Annotated in this window: 14 protein-coding genes; all 14 read right to left on the reverse strand. The window is 50.4% G+C overall.

The window, feature by feature from the left end:
- Positions 1–7 precede the first annotated feature (7 nt).
- The gene (locus AC5FXQ_RS02510; RefSeq protein WP_493600922.1) at positions 8–508 is read right to left on the reverse strand and encodes a Pycsar system effector family protein; all 501 of its coding nucleotides are present in this window, start codon (positions 506–508) and stop codon (positions 8–10) included.
- A 22-nt stretch (positions 509–530) separates the two neighbouring features.
- The gene (locus tag AC5FXQ_RS02515) at positions 531–800 is read right to left on the reverse strand and encodes a hypothetical protein (protein WP_493600923.1); all 270 of its coding nucleotides are present in this window, start codon (positions 798–800) and stop codon (positions 531–533) included.
- Positions 784–1401, reverse strand: coding sequence for a hypothetical protein (locus tag AC5FXQ_RS02520; RefSeq protein WP_493600924.1), 618 nt, complete (start codon positions 1399–1401; stop codon positions 784–786). Before AC5FXQ_RS02520 ends, AC5FXQ_RS02515 begins: the two co-directional genes overlap by 17 nt.
- A gap of 41 nt (positions 1402–1442) precedes the next feature.
- Positions 1443–2513 (reverse strand): patatin-like phospholipase family protein, encoded by a 1071-nt coding sequence (locus tag AC5FXQ_RS02525; RefSeq protein ID WP_493601267.1) that lies wholly within the window; start codon positions 2511–2513, stop codon positions 1443–1445.
- Positions 2514–2663: 150 nt separating this feature from the next.
- Entirely contained in the window at positions 2664–2837 is a 174-nt protein-coding gene (locus AC5FXQ_RS02530; RefSeq protein ID WP_493600925.1) for a hypothetical protein, read from the reverse strand.
- Positions 2838–3614: 777 nt separating this feature from the next.
- A complete protein-coding gene (locus tag AC5FXQ_RS02535) occupies positions 3615–4619 on the reverse strand; it encodes a type II toxin-antitoxin system antitoxin SocA domain-containing protein (RefSeq protein WP_493600926.1) in 1005 nt (334 codons plus the stop codon).
- Between the two features lies 1 nt (position 4620).
- Positions 4621–4974 carry a hypothetical protein gene (locus AC5FXQ_RS02540; RefSeq protein ID WP_493600927.1) on the reverse strand — a complete coding sequence of 118 codons (354 nt, stop codon included), beginning with the start codon at positions 4972–4974 and terminating at the stop codon, positions 4621–4623.
- Positions 4975–5074: 100 nt separating this feature from the next.
- Positions 5075–7099, reverse strand: a complete 2025-nt coding sequence (gene brxL, locus AC5FXQ_RS02545) for a BREX system Lon protease-like protein BrxL (RefSeq protein WP_493600928.1) — start codon at positions 7097–7099, stop codon at positions 5075–5077.
- Positions 7100–7101: 2 nt separating this feature from the next.
- Positions 7102–9597, reverse strand: coding sequence for a BREX-1 system phosphatase PglZ type A (gene pglZ / locus AC5FXQ_RS02550; RefSeq protein ID WP_493600929.1), 2496 nt, complete (start codon positions 9595–9597; stop codon positions 7102–7104).
- The gene (gene pglX / locus AC5FXQ_RS02555; RefSeq protein WP_493600930.1) at positions 9594–13151 is read right to left on the reverse strand and encodes a BREX-1 system adenine-specific DNA-methyltransferase PglX; all 3558 of its coding nucleotides are present in this window, start codon (positions 13149–13151) and stop codon (positions 9594–9596) included. Before pglX ends, pglZ begins: the two co-directional genes overlap by 4 nt.
- Positions 13152–13154: 3 nt before the next feature.
- Complete coding sequence (gene brxC, locus AC5FXQ_RS02560; RefSeq protein WP_493600931.1) at positions 13155–16688, reverse strand: BREX system P-loop protein BrxC; 3534 nt, start codon at positions 16686–16688, stop codon at positions 13155–13157.
- Entirely contained in the window at positions 16685–17269 is a 585-nt protein-coding gene (locus tag AC5FXQ_RS02565) for a DUF1788 domain-containing protein (protein WP_493600932.1), read from the reverse strand. The genes brxC and AC5FXQ_RS02565 overlap by 4 nt, the downstream gene beginning before the upstream one ends.
- The gene (locus tag AC5FXQ_RS02570; RefSeq protein WP_493600933.1) at positions 17262–17879 is read right to left on the reverse strand and encodes a DUF1819 family protein; all 618 of its coding nucleotides are present in this window, start codon (positions 17877–17879) and stop codon (positions 17262–17264) included. Before AC5FXQ_RS02570 ends, AC5FXQ_RS02565 begins: the two co-directional genes overlap by 8 nt.
- Positions 17872–18057, reverse strand: a complete 186-nt coding sequence (locus tag AC5FXQ_RS02575; protein ID WP_493600934.1) for a helix-turn-helix transcriptional regulator — start codon at positions 18055–18057, stop codon at positions 17872–17874. Before AC5FXQ_RS02575 ends, AC5FXQ_RS02570 begins: the two co-directional genes overlap by 8 nt.
- Positions 18058–18207: the final 150 nt, after the last annotated feature.

Consider the following 18207-nt stretch of genomic DNA (forward strand, 5'->3'; position numbering starts at 1 on the left):
ATTCTGTTTAAATAATGTAAAAGAACAGCACGGCATATGGGCACAGGAAAATGAACTGTAGCGCCAGCAAAAAGCCCGCCTTCTTCAACAAGCCAAACTTGTAGTATAGCCCTTTCGCCAACTGGTGTGCTTGCTTGGAGAGATCCTCCTCGATCGCCTTGCCGTCTGCATCAGCTATCTGCTGCAGAAAGGCCTTACACTTTAAAGTAGCCACGCTACCGTAAAATGTAAGGGAAGGCTGCTTTGCCTTCTTTCCTTTCCCAAAATAAGGCAATATAGCTTTGAGTGTTAGGAATATGGATAGCCAATTGATACCTGCCAAGATGAAGGCTGAAGCAGTAAATAGGTTGCTGCTCAGGCTCTTGCTCTGTAGCAACATGTATGCAGCTCCATACGCACCTAACAGAAAGGTATTCGCCGCCAGGTAGAACTGACCTTTGCTGTTGACAGTGTCATAGTAATGATCGTACCTGTCGATGATAAAGCGCAAGTGTTCAAGCTGTGTCATGTTTTGCTGAATGATACAGGTATCAAACAAGTAATTTCAGTAGCTTCAAGGCAATAACTCCAAACTTCTCGGTGTTCTCCTTCAGCTTAAGGATCTTTTGGTTGTCGCTTGTTCCGGAGTTGACAAGTGCCAGCAGCTCCAATAGCTTTTCCTTGTCAGCTTTCTCAGGGAAAAGCTCCTCGATTTCCTCCTCCTTAAGTCGGGTGATACCAGAGATTATTGCCTGGTACTCCTCATCTGTTTGCTGCTGCGCCCTACGCGCAGCGGCGGCGTACTTATTCAGCTTTGCCATTTGTTACTTTGTTTACTTTTTCCTTAAAATCGTTTATCAACTCGGGGATGTCCTCAGCTTTTGCCCCTGCCTTCAGCATTTTATCCATTACCTGGTTAACCTTGTCAATGGGTATCAAGCTCTCCGTGTCCACATTCAGCTGCCGCTGTAGCTGCTTCCGCGTTTCCACTACCTCCGCAGCAGATCCCAGATGAGCTGTCAAAGCCTGATTCACATGCAGCATTTCCTGATAATGCGCCTCAATCTGGCTGCGGATAAGTCTGTCCATCTCATCAACGGCTTTCATCATAGAGCTTCTCCGTTCATCGATGATCGGAATCGCTGCCTGGGCAAATTCTATGATTTCTGCCCCCTTTTCCTCATCTGTACTGGCAGACTGTATATTCCCTAAGACACCGGATTCCCGTACAAAATTGGCCGTGAAGGAGGGGACGTAATCCTCCTCCATGAACTTGTCCACCTTGTCCTTCTGTAGGCGGGTGTACTGGTCCAGCAGTCTCAGGTGGGACACGCGGGCATGCAGGATCATTTGTGTCAGCTCACCGCTGAGCTCAACAGAGGCCTTAGGGATAGTGACACAGCTCGTTATGAGCAGCAACATTGCGGCTGCGCATAACGATAGTGTTCCTCGCAATGATTTTCTCATCTTGATTCATTGAGAGTGTAAAGAGGAAGGGAGTATTCCACAGGGTCAGAGCTTTGCAGCAGCACCTCCACGATACGGTCCAGCTCCTGAGAGCAGTTCTGAGCCGTCTCGATTCCCACTTCGACTAATGCCTGTATGTTAGGTTGCCTGGCATCGTCCATTTCCAGACTGGCGTTCCCCATTCTGGATGGTTGGATCCGCACATAGTTGCCATCGTGTCCACCCGCTGAGAATATCTTTTTCAGGTGGTAGTCAGTAGTTTCAGAGGCACCTGCCATCATGATGTCGATCACCGGCCGAATCCATCCGATGGCGCCCCAGTCCTTGGCATTAGAATACTTGTAAGGCGTATGCTCACTGCCTGTGCCCAGGGAGACGATAAACATGTCCTTGGCACTCGGATTACCCACCGCGTTGCGCACCTCCGAGTAAGCGCAAAGAGCAGGGTTGTTGGCAAAGACCCCGCCGTCAACCAATGGGTAACTTACACCACTGCACGACCTAATGATGGCTGCCTCAAAATAAGTAGGCGCAGCGGAGGTGGCGCGGCACACGTCCCGAACCAGGAAGTCCCCTCCGTCCCCCTTCTGCGCAAAGTCATGCTGAGCGAAAAAGTGGGAGGCCCTCCGTTCGATGTCATAGGCGGGGATCAGACAGGGCTTCAGCAGCTGGCTCAGTCTCAGGTCGCCAAAGTAACCCTCCAGCAGCGCCTGAAGAGCCGAAGCGTCATATTTCTCGTCCATCGTGCCGAAACCTGTGCGAATGTTTTGCCACATACTCACATCGAAGATGGCCTTTCCGTTCTCCACATAGAGGTCAACTGCCTCTTTGGCAGAGAATCTGGCTTTAGTAGGGTCCTCATTCGAAGGACAAAGGCTGATACAGGTTAGTATGCCGCCCGTGCTGGTCCCAGCGAAGAAGTCAAAGTAGTCAGCAATGCGTGCCTGGGGATTGCCTGTCCTTACCTGTAGTTTCTCCTCTAGAGCAACCAGCACTTGACCAGGTATGATGCCACGAATTCCGCCGCCATCAATTGATAGAATTTTTTCATTGGCTAAAAGTATAATTTAAGTAGAATACAATAAGTGCCCCTTCACTGGCCTTTACCAGAAGGTGCATAAATGGAAGAGACTGCTGTTGTGACTTGAGTGCCAAATGCAGGAGAATTGATGCTCTCATGCCAGTTACTCCTAGGCGCAACAGTAGCTCTCGCAGGACTATTTTTCTTTGCGCACACCTTTAAAAGGCCTACCATCGGACTTCTGGTCCATGAAGCGACCAGTATTTGAATCACGTTTCACCCAGCGGTCGTTTTGCGGGTTGTAAGTCTGGGAGCGCTCTCTTACAGCCCCTTTTCTGTGACCATCTCCGGCCGGTTTGTTAGTTGCCATAAACGATTCGTTTAAAAAGCTATTTATCACCATAGATCACACAGCCCGACTTAGCGCATGGGTATCCCTTGGCCATTTAAATGGCTAAGAATTGCTGTGACAGCACGCGTTGCTTTACAGATCCTAAATGGCAGGATGCAGCATACCTCTTGTGTTACGGAGCTATCCTCAGCACAGCTGTGGATACAGGTATCCGTGATGGAAGGATGTTACCCATGCCAATTCACGATACATGTATGCCTCTGGCTCATGTACCGTTTTGATTCCAATATGCAGGTTTTACTATTTCGTCATATAAGAGCTCTAAAACCTTTGCCTGGCTTTATTGAGGTGCAGGCAAATGACCTGTGGTGCTCAAAAACGCACCGCAACTGTTATAAGTGAAGATAGCCGGGAGGGCAGGCTGGCTAAGCCAAGTGAAGAATTCAGAGGTATTGCAAATTGCAACCTTATTGTTACCTTTGCGTTCCCATTATTGAAGTCCCTAACTTCACTCCAGAATCCTGCAAGATTCTGACCCCAAAGAAACCAGCAACCTATGCTAGCATAGATGAGCTGGTTTTATTTTTTGTACTAAAGCAAGAAATATGCCATACATTTGCATATTTCTATATATTATTAATATTCCCTTAAATTCTCTACTCTAAAAGATATATGCTATCACTTAGGTGTAAATGGCATGAGCAGATACAGCCATATTGTCATAAACCGTAAGGTACTTGTCACCTTTCCACAAGCCAAAGCATTGCTACTGCTTTACTGAGAGGCGAAGCAGGATTAGCTAAAATGCTTGAGCTTAAAGGCGTGCTTCTGGTAACTGATTAGTTTCCGTTCCTCATGGTTTTTAATCCAAGCGTCTTCCTCATGGCTCATCTCAACTAAATCAGAGGTCGACATTTTCCCAAAATTGGACCTTACTTTCTCCATAACAGACAGCTCTGCAGCACTAAACAAGGAAGCATCAAATGGGTGTAAACCTGAGAAGCTTTCCGCTACGTAATCTGCTACCGACCTCTGCTCAATGGAAACTAAGCCATCTTCCTGTAGCTTCACGTACAGCTTGTCATATTCGGCAGGCACTGGTCCGAACTTAATCGCTCTGTACTCAAGACCTGTTATGGAGTAACCGGTTTGCTTATAGCAGCCGAAGTCCGCGTAGAAAAGTAACTTGTTCAGCTTTGTCTTGGTGACTCCCAACGTTTGGCTAAAGTATGAGATAATCTGCGCCACCTTGTAGAAGTCCGGCTTATGAAATCCTGAATACTCACTGGGCAAATCATCATGCGTTATCTGTCTTACCAGCAGGTGTTCCCAAAGATTTTTTTCCCTATGCTCAATAAGCTTTATCGCTCTCTGCTCAAACTTCTCCGTTTCCGAATGGCTCAGCAAATGCTCGCTTGCCTTCACCTGCTTTATGAAATCCTCCGGCTCTCTAATGGCCAGAATAAGTCGGCCGTTAGCTACAGATGGAATCTCTCCGGTCTCATATAGTCTATACTGATTGGCGCCAAATCCCAAGATTAATGACATCTTACTAGCCGACACACCATACTGCTCCCGGATCTCCTTGATCTCGTCTGGAAACGGGATGCCATATCTTTCACGGTACTGGTTGTATACCTGGTTCAGGTTGATGGAATCAAGTGTGTCATCAGTGAACTGCTCTCCGCTGTCTTCGCACAAATAATAATGGTACATTACCTCAAACTCCTCTTTGCGGAACGGCAATTCTGCCGACTCCATCATCAACTTCATCTCTTTACCTGTTATTGGGCTTTGCATATTATTTGTTTTTAAAAGGGTACACCATTGGCTTTTCAGCCACATGAAACGAAATACAAATCACATTGGAGCCCGGCCGGCCCATGGAAACCTTAATATAGACCTCTTTTTTGCGTACGACTTTGCCAAACACCCACATTGGAGCAACACCATATAGGGTATCCTCCAGCGGTCCTTCACAGTAGTCATTTAGCTCGAGTTCTTCAATAATCTCTCTTCTGCTTGCTGGAGTAATCTCGAGCTCAAGCAAGGCTCTGCTATTTTTTCCTCTCTCATCTCGGAAGAGAATACTGAATACGCTCAGCTTTGTGTGGAAATCGCTAAGGAATCTCTTTACATCCTCTCTACTTACCATTCCTTAACGCAAATGTATAAAACATAGTTTCAAGATACAACTTTAAAGTTTACAATAGATGCAATATAAAACAAAACATCAATCTTATAATTGAATAGACCTATACTTTAGAATTAAATAGATAAGTAATCTCACACCCCTTACACAACCGCTTCTCCTGGTAATACTCCGCTACATCACACCTCCCATTCGTCTTCTGAAAAATATCCAGGCCACGGCCTAGCACTATCTTCCATCCATTGTCCAGCTCAATGGACCGGTCATGAATGTTTTCATCAAACTCGAAAGTGAAGAAGATACCAAGTGGCTCCAGGGAGTCGGTGATTTCGTGGAAAGCTTCCCTAGCATTCTCCAGGTAGTCTTCGTTGTTGTTGGTGACCAGGTGCAGCTTTACCTCCTGCCCTTCTTCTTTCACTTTGGCAACTAGGGCCGTGAACTCCATGAAGTTGCGCAGCTGATAAGGAAGCCGGATGTAAGGGTCTGTCAGCCGGATGTCGGTAGCGCCCTGCAGGTATAGCCCGAAGAGTTTCTCGTAGGATACGCCTGTCTGGTTGTCGCGGATAATCTTTTGGCCGGCTTCGGGTTGTAGCACGGCAGCAACTGCTGGTTGCGCTCCCGGTATAGGTCCAGAAACGTCTTCAAAGTCTGGCTCCTGCCCATCTGCTTTCGTGCCGTACTCAATTACCTCCAGCGTCTGGATTTCCTTCTTCTGGCGGCTGGCCTTGCAGGTATAGCTGAAGTCTACTTCCTCGAACGTCTCGTCCATGATGCGCAGCTGCTCTTTCACGCGGCGGCGGCACTCGATAGCAAATTCCAGTAGTTCGTGCGCGTCTTCTTTCGTGAAGTCGCCATCCGGATAAATCACCTTCACCAGACCCGAGAACGTCTTGGAGATGGCTGTTTTGTCGCGGGTGGTGATGGTGTCGGAGAGCTCGAAGAACTCGGTGTAGGCGTAGGTATGGTCCTCTTTGCGGAGCTCTTTCAGCACCTCGGCCAGGTAGTCTACAATGAAGCCGTAGTCGGAGGTGAACATCTCGTTGCGGAGCTTCTGCACCTCCCAGCCGGGCAGGTAGGCGTGTATCCTGTCCAGAAAGGCGGTATCGTAGTAGTCTCTTGGCAGGGCCTCGAACAGATTGGAGTGCTTGAGCATGTAAGGCACCGAGTGATCAGTGTTGCCCACAAATACCATGGAAGCCGAAGCGCCGTATACCTGCGTACCCCTCGAAAAGGACTTGTTGGCCATGTAGTTCTTCAGGATGTCCACCAGACCGCGGTCGGCCCGCTTGTCCTTACCCGCAAACTCGTCATAGGCCACTACGTCCCAATAGCCCACTAGACCAATATCGCCGGTGGTGTTGTTCACGAAGAGCTTGGCTTTGGACACCTCCCCACCCGAAATCAGCATGCCGTGTGGCGACATTTCGGAATAGATATGCGACTTACCCGTTCCCTTCGGACCCAGCTCTATCAGGTTGTAGTTGTTCTCGGCAAAAGGTATAAGCCTAGACAGTTGCAGGAGCTTGGAGCGGAACGAGAACTCCGCCGGGTTCAAACCGATGGACTGCATCAGGGCGTCGATCCATTCGTCTTTGCTGAAGTGCTTGCGGGTTTCCTTGTACTCTTCTACATCAATGTTGGCAATCTGTATCGGCTTCAGGCTGTCGATTATCCAGGGCGATACGTCGCGCTCGTCGGAGGGCATGTAGCCCATCGTCACAATGCACCACACCCCGCTCGAAAGAAGCTTCTTGTGCTCCTTCACGATGATGTCCGAAATCACCACCTTGTTCAGACCCAGGTTCGCGAAGTCGGCTTCGTACACGTCCTTGCGGTCGTTCAGCTTGACCGATACCTTATCGATAATGCGGTGGGAGCCTTTCTCGCGTACCATGGACTTAATCATCTGGGCCTCGTCGCGGTGCACGAAGTGTTTGGCGATGATGTTCTTCACGTTTTCCACGCCCTCGGCTATGGTGTCTTCCACGTCGGTGGCGCAGTACTGGCCCAGCAAATACTCCAGCACATAGGTCGGCACAATGGCGTTGCCCTTCACAAGTTTGGTGAGGTCTTTCCGGACTACTTTACCCGAGAAATGGGTGTTGAGCAAGTGGTTAATGTTACGCATCGCTAAAAGTCGTCAAAGTCGTTGGAAAAGGAGATGTTGAGCGTGTAAAGGTACTCGCGGTACAGCTTCCATTTCGAGGAGCCTTCCACGGGCTCTTCCAGCACCAGTTTCACGGTCTGGTTCTTATACTTGCCGCTTGCACTGCTGCTTAGCTGGAAGCGGTGCTTCACTTCCCGCTGGCGCTCGCTGCCTTCTTCTATGTCGAATATAAAGTTGAACTGGTCGCTCAAAAGCTCGCCGTCGTTGGAGTACAGCGCAGCTTTTATCGTTCTTGGCAGTATGCCATCGCTTACCAGTTCGGTCTGCAGGAAAGATACCGACAGCAAATTAGTGGTAATCTTGTTTGTCTGCTGAATCACGTCCACGCTTACCTGGCGGGTAGTGTCCTGGCGCTTCTTGGTTACTTTCACCAGCGGTATCACCACCTCCTGCAGCGAAGCGCCGCCATGCACAAATCGCGAGCCGGCGCCCTTCACGCGGTGGCGGTTCACGGACTTCGGTATCAGTACATCAAAGTCGCCTTGCAGGTGCAGCTCTTCTGCCTTGAAGTGGCGCGAGCTTTTGTTGCCTTTCAGGTCTTTGCCGATAATGAAGCGGCGGTTCTCTTTCCATACCTCCCCTTCTACTTCCACATGCGCAAAGTCGGACTCGTCGAGCACGGTGTGCTGGTAAATAAAGCCGTGGTCGGCGGTAATCAGCATGTTGGTGCCGTTCATGTTGGCAATGCGCTTTATCACCTCCATCAAAAAGCTTAGCTCCCGGTGCACGGCCTCAAACACCTTGTTTTCGGTGGTCTTGTCGTCGCCGGTTTTGTCTATCTGGTTATGGAAGATGTAAATCAGGTCGTACTGCTTCACAAAGGCGCGGCCCTCTGTCGAGGAGTTCATCTTCATAAACTCTTCGGCCTGTATACCTACGGCCTTGTAACCGGACAGCGCGTCCAAGACTTTGTTGCGGCCCTGCAAGCCGAGACAAGCCACATCGTCTACGCATACCTTGTCGGAGCCGGGAGTAATGCTAAGCGACTGGTGCGGCAGGAGCGCGGCCATACCCAGCTGGGTATACGAGGGCATCACCGTGAGCATGTGCTGCAGCTCGCCTTCGTAGCGGTTCTCGGCATTCACGCGCTGCAGGTACTCGTAGCCGCACTCGTAGCGCAGGGCATCCGACACTAGCACGAACATGCGCTGCCCTTTGCTAAGCACCGGCTCCACGTGGTCTTTAAAGAAGCGCGACTGCGACACGCGCGGCAGGCGTGGCCACTCGGGCGCGGCGTCTATCGCCGACTGCCAGTTGTTGTTGAGCGGCAGGAGCCAGTCGTTGGCGTATACCTTCTCTACCTTCTCGAAGAGCTGCTCCAGGGCTTTGTTCTGGTTGGTGCTGCGGTAGTGCCAGATAAATTTCCGGTAGTGGTAATCTACCAGGTATAGCTGCTGGCTGTAGCGCTTGGCTCCTTCCTCTATGTCGAAAAAAGTGGTGCCGGCATACTTGCGGGTAAGCGAAATCACTTCAATGGCATGCGACACGGCCGCATAAAAATCGCGGAAGCCGGCGTACCAGTATTTGTTTTCGCGGCGCTTGATGATTTGGTTGGCTTTGTCGTTGCCTATGCTCTCGCTCACGACCAAGTGTATCAGGTCGTGTATGATTTTGAAGTCGATTACCCGGAAGAGGTCATCTTCGAGGATGTCTTCGAGGTTGGCGTCTTCGAGCAAGGCCTGCACGTTCAGGGCCTCGGCTATTTTGGCGGAAAGGTCCTTAAAGGCCTCCTGGTACGAGATGGTGTCTTTCCAGACGGAGAGCAACAGGCTGGCGTCTTTGCTGAGGCCGCTGCTCTTGGTGAGCGAAAACACGTGCGCGAACACCTCCAGCAAAAAGTCGTAAATGCCCGGCGACCCGGCTTCGTAGCGGAAGCTGCTGCCGATAAGTCCCCAATAGAAATTGCCCAGGTTATAGCGCTCCAGCTCGCGGTCGGGGCGCTCGTTGCCGTCGTTGTAGGCACTGGCGTGTGCCTGTATAAATGCTGGCAGACTGATGGTGTTGGTGCCGAACAGCACAGCCAGCATTTTGTAGCGAATGTCCCGGAAGCTGTCTTCTTTGCCTAGGAGCGCCTTCAGTCGCTGGCGGCGGTCTTTACTCTTAAAGAACTCGATGTGCTCGGTTACAAGGTCTTTGAAACCATAGTCCAGGTCGAGCTCCTGCAGGAACGTGGCCTCCTGGTTGGTGTGGAACTGGTAGTGGGCTAGCTCCAGGTCTTGCAGCCAGTTGTCGGCGGTTTCGGGTTGCTTGCCGGTGCGGTATATCAGGTATAGGCCGTCGGGCTGCTGGCGGGCAATGCGGTGCTTAATCCAGAACTCGTTGTTCTGCACCTCTAGGCGCTCCACGCCCGGCAGCACCAGTTCTTCATACCTGTCCCGGAGCTCTTCCTTTTCGTCGTGCCAGAAAATGACGCGGTGTTTTTCGAAAAGCTTCTGTAGGGTTTCTTCTATCTGGCTCATACCTCCTGCGCTGTTTTCACCCAGTCAAACTCGGCTACTTTCTTCTGGGTTTTAGGGTCGTTGAGGCCGGGCACCAGTTTCAGGGCCTTGCCGAAAAGGTTGTAGTTCACCAGCACGCCATTGTCGAGGTCGATGGTGAGGCGGTCGGTGGCGAGCGGGAACAGGATTTCGCGCTCGTACTCCTGCAGCTCCAACAGCAAGCGCTCTATGCGGTCGCGCTCTTTTATGGCTTTGGTCTGCTCGCTGGCAGAGCCGCTCACCATCACGCGCTCCAGGTGCTCGCGGCGGGTGCGCAGCTTCTCCTGGTACTCGCGCAGGTACTTGTTGAGGATGTTGTTGACCGTATCCGGGGTATAGCGGTGCATGTAGATAAGCGCATTAAAGGAGCCCTGCGGCGAAGAGAAAAGCCAGTAGACAGGGCGCTTCTTATACCGGCGCACATGGTCGTTGTAAAAGTCTTTGACGAAGTACTTACGGATGTCTTTGCCGAGGCACTCCTCCACAAAGGCCAGGTTTTTGGCTAGGTTGGCCTCGCCGAAGGTAACCTTCAGGAACGCGTGGAAGCGGCCCACGATGTCGTCTTCGAACCACTCGTCGTCGAGTATCGGAATGATGTTGTCGGCGTCGGGCAGGAAAGACACCTCCTGCTCTTGCTTCTCCAGCTTTCGGAAGTAATCCTGCAACGTCTCGCCCTGATTGGCCAGTATAAGCCCCGGCTTGTCCAGCGAATAACGACCGAACATGCAACCCACGGCGTAGCTCACGAATTGGGCCATCACCTCATCGGCGTGGAAGACTAATTCGCCGTTTTTAATGCTGGTTTCTTCTTTGAGAATGGTGATATCCTCTAATGGAACTGCCGGAGACAATTCATTTTGTAATCCATAAATTTCTATGAAATTATTATTAAGATTTGTCTCACTCTGCAGAATTTGATTAAACTTATTTTTCCAAAACTGACTAAATAAGTCATATGTTTCTTCAAATTCCAGTGATTCGCTATTTTTTAACCGTATCAAATCATTAAATACAAAGTCCCAAGAGGTTTCATTAGAATCCCACTCCGCTTTGCTAATTTCTATAGATTTTAAAACGTCTTGATTAATCGATTCTAAGTACGGTTTCTTAGGTTTAATTACTGGTATTGACGCAATATCACCAACTTGAAAAGCTAATGTTGGATTAAGTATTTCCAGAATTTGGCTTGCAATCTTTGAGTTTAATAGACCTAAATAAAAATAATGTTCCCCTTCCTTGTGCTGAAAAAAAGACATCCCGTTTATATCAAAGACAAACCCTTTAGGTCTATATCTACATCCAAATGCACTTGATGAAGTTAAGCTCCAAGTTATCGCAGGCTTAAAATATGTATTAGCTCCACGGAACCTTGACCTTTCCTTACCATTTTCATCTTTGAACTCTTTGATTAATTTACCTCCGTCTTTCCATAAGACAACATAATCATTGTTCCCATACCACTTCCTATATGCACCACCCTTACTATATGGAACCCAAATAGTCTCCTCTGTCACTGAAGAAGCAATTGATTCAAAACTAGTTCGTAAAGCCGAAGAATTAACTTCGAACCAAAATCTTAAGAATCTATTATTATCTCCTGTCGCTAATCCTTGCTTTACTACACCATGTCTTTCTAAGCTATCAAATTTGGTAAAGGCTTCTGATAGTGCTCCATTAACCCAATAACCTAAAGGACTTCCTGGTATTTTTTTAAAATCTTTTTGTGAAACTATTTTATACCTCCCATTATCAGTAACGGGGAAAGCTTTAGGTCTCTCAGATTCTCTAACTATATTATCTGATTCTATAAAAGAGTAAGTTCCCTTAGTCCTATCATCTGGCTTTGTATTCTGCAATATGAAGCTTGCAGTACCAAAAGCAATTCGCATAATGTACCACCCAAAATGGGTAAGGCTGTGAATTGTTGAATTATCTATTAAATAGTTCCTTAATTCTTCAAAGCTGGATAGGAACATCCAACTCTCCATAGTTACTAAACCACTAAAACCCGAATCTGGCACAAATCCTAAAGAGCGTTCAATAAAACAAGAAAATAAATCTGCCTTTGCTCTTGGATAGGCTAACCGTAGCCATACCGTTAATTCATCATTCATCTTGCCAGAGCCTAAGTATGGGGGGTTAGCAACTACACAGCTATATTCCTGCCTTAGCAAACTTAAATGTTCCAGAATACTTTTCAACTGCTGCAACTCAAATTGCACAAACATATCAGACTGGCTCAGTTTCTCCTCTACTTTTCGCAGCACATTATCAATCTCCGGAAGCCCTGCATGCGGCACAATTAGCGAGCCCAGGTTGGTGGCCTGTCGCATGTTTTTGAGGTCGTGCAGTAGCTCGTCCGATGGCTTGGTGCCTATACCTGCCAGCACAGCGCTTACCTGCTGCTCGTTCAGCTTCAGGTCCTGGAAGCACAGGATGTGCGGCTGCGGCACCTCGCCTTTCCGGAAGAAGCGGCGCTGGTAGCTGCGGGCTTTCATCATCAGGGCCATGGCGGCCAGCTGCGCCGCCCGCTCGTCTATCTCAAAGCCGAAGAGGTTACGCTCGATAATCAGCTTCGGAATTTCGCTGGCGCTATACCCTTCTTCTTCGTAAATTTTAGAGAGCAACTCAAAGCCATACACCAGAATGTGCCCCGAGCCGCAAGCCGGGTCCAGCAAAGTGATTTCCTCCGGCGAGCTAATCTTCAGGTAGTCCTCGCTCTGCAGCGAAGCCGACTCTATAAAGTAAGGCATGTGCTCGCGCAGGCGTGAGTTGGGCTTGTTCTGCAGCCACAGCTTGCCCACGGTGTTCTGCACCATGTACTCCACAATCCAGCGCGGTGTAAAGAGCTGCGTGGCGGCCGGTATGTCTTCTTTCTTTACCTTGGCCTTGGAGGCAGACACCTCGTCCTTTTTCTCGGAAATGTAGAACTGGTACAGCCAACCGATAATCTCCACCTGCTGGCAGTCGGCGGCGGCCATGCCCTCACGCACATCGTGCACAATGGAGAACTCACTGGTGAGGTCGTCGGGCAGCAAGAGCTCGGTATAGTCGTTTATGCGTTCAAACAGGAAAGGCAGCACCGTGTGCAGGTGGTTGCAGGCCGCAATCAGGAGAATGCGGTAGGCCTCGTTCTGCGGGTTGGCGCCCGGCACGCGGCCATCCAAGAGGTCGTATACCTGCTGGGCGTTCACTTTCAGGTCTTCGTGTATGTGTCCCTGCTTGGCCGCGTCCAGCAACTCCGGAAAGGTATAGCCCTCTTTCGGCGAAATCACCCGGATGTCGAGCGGCTGGTATTCGTTCACGTCCATGAAGCGGAGCGCCACCAGGCGGTTAAACCAGGTATAGGCCACCTTCTCGGTGAGCTGCTCTTTGCTGCTGCGGCCCAGCTCGTCTTTCAGGGCCTTTACCTGCGCGGCTTTCTCGCGCAGCTCGGCACTATCGGTATGCAGCACGTACTCCAGCTTGGCCCCCACCTGCGCTATCAGTTTCTTGCGGGCCTCCTGTGCAAAACGCTTCAGTTTATTTGTATTCATGGGTTACAGGGTAATTCGCTTGTTGTTTTTAATCTCGTTGAGGTATGCTTCGCGCATGGAGTTCAGGTATTCTTCCACGTCCTGCTCTGTTTCGAGGGTGGTTTTGCGGAAGCGCACCGACACCCTTGTTTTCGGGATGTACTCAATCGGCTTCTCGTTCACGACCGTCTTGCTATGCCCATTGCCGCTGACAGGTATAGCCGCCGGCTGCACCGGCTTTGGCAGGAGCTGCTGTATCTGGTTCAGCAAGCTTACCTTCAGGTCGTTGGTGCTGTTGGCGTAGTGCCTGATGTTCGAGATGTAGTGGTTGTCGCGTATCTTTTTGCTCACGGCGTCCAGCTGCTGCAGCAAGCTCTGCTGCTGCGATGGGCTTAGTGTCGCAAAGTCGGTATCGTTGCTGATGTCCTGCTTGTGCTGCTCCACACGGGCAATGGCCTTATCTTTCTCTTCTTCCAGCTTGTCAAGCACCTTGTCGCGCAGGCTGTCCATGGCGGCTTTGGCATCGCGTATACCTGTGCCAGCGTATGGCTTTCTGTGCTGGTATACCTCTTTGAGCGTCTGCAACTCGTTGCCGTCAATGTGCTCGAAGTTAGACTGGTCGCCGTTCAGGAAAACCTTAATCTCGTCGTAAATCTTGCGCTGCTCGCTGTTCCAGAAGCGACGGATAGGATCCAGAAGCTCCTCCTTGCCATCCAGCAAATCGTCTTCGTAGTCCTTGATGTTCGCCAGGAAGTAGTTCGGCTCTTTTTTGGTGAGCTTCTCCATGGTATCGCGCAGCGGCTCCAGCGAAGCCAGAAACGGATAGCTGTTTTTCTGCGTCACCAGGTTGCGCAGGTCGCGCCACTCCTCCACCAGTTTCTCCCGGAAAGCATTGGCCACATCACGCGCCTCCGAAGCCGGGCATACCTGGTCAAACAGATCGCGGTACAGCTCCTTCAGCGCTTTCAGCTTGGCAGGCTCCACCATTTCGTAAGGCTCCAGCAAAGTATTACCCTGCACCCGGTTGTTGGTGAGCGCATGCAGCACCTCTTCGTCGGTGAGGAGGTTGGAATCCTGTCGCATGTCAATCTTGCCGCGCTTGTAGAGCTTGGCCACCATCGCCCAGACCGCATTTGGGTACCAGCCATAGGGCTTCTTCACAAAGTGGTCTTTCAGGTCGGTGAGCGAAGTGCGGTCGTGCTGCTTTTTGCGGCGGTTGATGTAGTTAAGCACTTCCCCCTCCGGCTCCGACAGCGTGTTGTCATCGTTGTTGAACAGGTCGTCCTGCTTGCTGCGGATGGTCTGCTTGATGGTGTCTTCGGAGTAGGCTGCCGTGCCCAGCATGCGCAGGCTCGGGTAGGCAATCTTGATCAGATCCTGGAAAGCGTTAATCACCTTAGTGCGCCCATCCACGGTGTTGCCCATTTCGTGCTTGCTGCCGTTGAGCATAATGGTCGCCTCGCCTAGTAGCTTCTTTACCAGCGCAATCAGCGTCTGGCGGCGCTTGCCGTTCTGGTCACCTTTCTCGTAGAGCAAACGCTTCACCACCTCCTTGTTGTTTGTGGACTGGCTCTGCTTAATGTATTTGCTCGTTTTCAGGTATAGCCGTACGTCTTTGAGCAAGCGCTCGTCAGCTGGCAGTACCACCAGCATCATGGTATTGTAGCCCAGCGTCTGGGCACGCAGCATGTCGGGGTTATCGTAGTTGTCGTTGTTCGGCGTGATGACGTTTATCACCAGCTCCTTCTCGCGGCCCATCAGCACCCCATCTATCTTCTGGGTATACTCATAGTCCTGCTTATTGTCGGCGTAGCGTATGCGGGTATCACGAATCACCTCATCGAACACCAGTTCGTTCAGCATGGTATTCACGGCGCTCTCATCCACCATAATCTCCTTTATCTCCTGCTCTATGTCTTTCTCGTCGTCGGTCAGGAACTCGTAGAGTTCGCCGTTGCGCTGCACATAGGTCTGCGCCTCGAGTAAGTTCAGGGCATCGAGTACGCGCTGGTTATGCGCCTTCAGGTCGATGTGGATGTTGTCAATCATCAGCACCGACACGTTGCGGCTGGTGGTCTTGAAGTTGATGTAGTACTTCACTAGGAAGAGCGCCTTGAGCACGCGCACGGCAAAGGCATCGTCGAGGTTGCGCTCAGCCAGCGTGATGGAGTTCTGCACCTCCCCGCGTATGGTAGAGCGTATACCTTCATAGAGCATATCGAAGGTCACCAGCGCATTGGTGCTTTGCGAGGTCATGTTGCGCACCACCTCCTGGAACACGCCCAGCATGGAGCGCTCCCCTACCGAGGCATGCTTGCCCTGGAAAGCGTTGTGGTGCGACAGCGCCCGGATACACTGCTGGAACAAATCGAACTGATACGGCACGAAGGGGTACTTATTGACGAAGTTTGCCTCTTCACGGAAGCCCTTGAACTGCACGCCCACTTCCGAAAAAGAAAGAAGCGTCTCGAGGTTCGAGTGCTCTTTGTGCCAGATACCGGCCAGCTCCTTCTGGGCCTCCGGTTTTTTGAGTAAGAGGCGCTTTTCAATCACCTCGTCCACGTTAGCAGAGGTAAGTGGCACCTTTATTTTAAAGCGGGCCTGAATGCGCGAAAAGTCATTCTGCTGCGACTTGTTCATGTCGCCCACCACTTTCTCAATATCCTCCTGAGAGGTTACCAGCACCCAGGCCTGTCCTTTGGTTTTAACGGCCAGTGTTTCGGCGATGGTCTGCAGGTTGAGCATCAGCTTGGTATTGTCGCTGATGTACTGCCCCACCTCGTCCACATAAAAGTTGAGTCGGAAACCGGCAGGCTTGGTTTTGATATAATCGTACACCTTGCTGCAGAAGTCTTCTATCGAGATGGCGCTGTCCTTGCGCAACGTGTCGATGATGTTTTTATATCCTTCGGTCGTCTGCCCGAGCAAATCAGTCAGTACCTCGTCTACAGTCTCTTTTATTTGTGGAGAGAAATACTTTAGCCTGCCTTTGGTCCAGGGCTCACCTGTCTTGCTCTCAAACTGCTGCAGGAAGTCGGCATATACGCCCTCTCCTGCCAGCCAGTGCTCAAAGTCCGCCACATGCGGCTGCCCGCCGAAGTAGCCCAGGTGATCGTTGAATACCTTGTAGAACACACGCAGAATAGCATCTTCCTGCTGCTTGCTCGTGATTTGAGCCTGCTGGTCTATGTTAAACAGGATCGACTCCGAAGGTATACGCATGGCCCGCAGCACATCGGCTTTTAGCATTTCATCGTCCTTTATCTTGCCGGCGAACATTTCGCCGAGTTTCTGCCCCTCGGCTTTCTTGTTCTCCATCACATAAGAGAGAATCTTGAGCAAGTGCGATTTACCTGACCCGAAGAAGCCCGAGATCCAGACCCCATTGGCACCGTGATAGTCGTTGTAGGCCGCAAAGAACTCGCGCACCTTTTTGGCCACCTCGTGGGTTACCACATACTCATCCACCTCCTGAAACACATGATCACGGTCATCCGCTTTAATGACGGTTTCGATGGGGCGGTTAATCTCTCTTTCGAATATGTCGCGTACTATCATACCTTAAGTTTGTATTTGTCGATGTTGAAGGCCCTGTAATAATTGTCGTCTTTGAGCAGGCCGAAAAGCTCTAAAGAGTAGCCGTTGTATTTGCCTGGGAAGAACGCCACAGTCGGGGCATCTTTGGCCACGTTCTGCAGGTTGTTGAGCACATTGTGCGAGCGGATGAAAGGGAAAACCAGTCCTATACCTGTGAGGAAGTATACCCTGGCGCGGCTGCCGTCCACGAGCTCCTTTATGCGCGGAATAAGCATCAGGTTAATGTCCAGCACCGACTGCAGCGCCTCCTTAAACTCGTCCTTATCCATCTGCCGCTCCAGCTCAAAGATTTCCCCAGGCCCCAGTTCCTGCTCCAGTATCTCCATGGCAATGTCGTAGAGGTTTATCTCCAACACCGGTATACCCCGGTTCTCGAGTTTATTGCAAAGTCCTTTGATGGCTTTGTCTACTTCCGGCTGGTCTTTGGCCTCGTGCTGAGCTATAAAGAAAGGAATCTCCCCTCCCAGCGAGCGCATCTCCAGGAAGTCGTCTGTGCTGATCACCTGGTACAGGTGATCAAATCCTTCGGCAATATTATGCATAGTTGTTTTTGCTGTTGTCCACTTCGCTGTCCGGCAAGAGGTAAATCTTGAGCCACTGCGGATCCTCTTCCACCACGGCCCTTACCACTTTGCCATCCACCAGCTGTGGGTTGATCTTCTTCGTCCGGATGTCGTCGATCAGTCCGGCCTGTTCCAGCATTTTAAAGGTTACCTGTTTTATTTTATATTTGGTACTATCGGCCAGCGCCTCCAGTTCAGGATGATTCTCACTCTTCCGTCTGAAGAAGGTAGTAAACTCCCCCTCTGTTATTTGGTAGTCAAACACCAGCGCCTTCTCGCGCAGCACCTCCACCACAAAGTCGCGGATAAAAGGGTATAGCTTGCATACTGTCAGCAAGGCCATCTGCTTCTGTACCAGCACATCACCCTGCGCCAATAGCTGCCTTTGCTGCTCCGTCAGTGTAGCTATCCTAAGCTTCAGCTCGATCAACTCCCTGACAGCCGTTTTAGAGCTGCGCCCCTTCAACATCGACTCCTTTGTAAGACTCTCCGGCCCCTCTTCGCTATACCTTCTCGCCATCTCTGCCATCTCGGGTGCCCTGAGAGAAGCTGCCGTAAACGACAGTCTGTACCTGTTCTTCTTATCCATTGCTATTCCTCAGCACATTTGCTTCCACATCCAGGATAGCACTTAATTTCTCCAGGTGGTCATCGTTAGGTATTGTCTTACCACTGCACCAGTTGCTCACCGTCACCTCCGACACACCCAGTTTGGCAGCCAACCACTTCTGTTTCACCCCTCTGGATTTTATTAGCTCTTTCAGCATACCTTCTTTAAGAAAAATTAAAGTGTTCCTGAAGTCAAAGATAGAGAAAGAGTATGTTAAAACTTTATTAGCGGCGCCTTTAATTACAATATATATTTATTTTATTACATTACATGAGATTTAGATGCCTAAGCGCGTCCTGACACACCT

This window comes from Pontibacter sp. LHS1 (assembly GCF_058932855.1).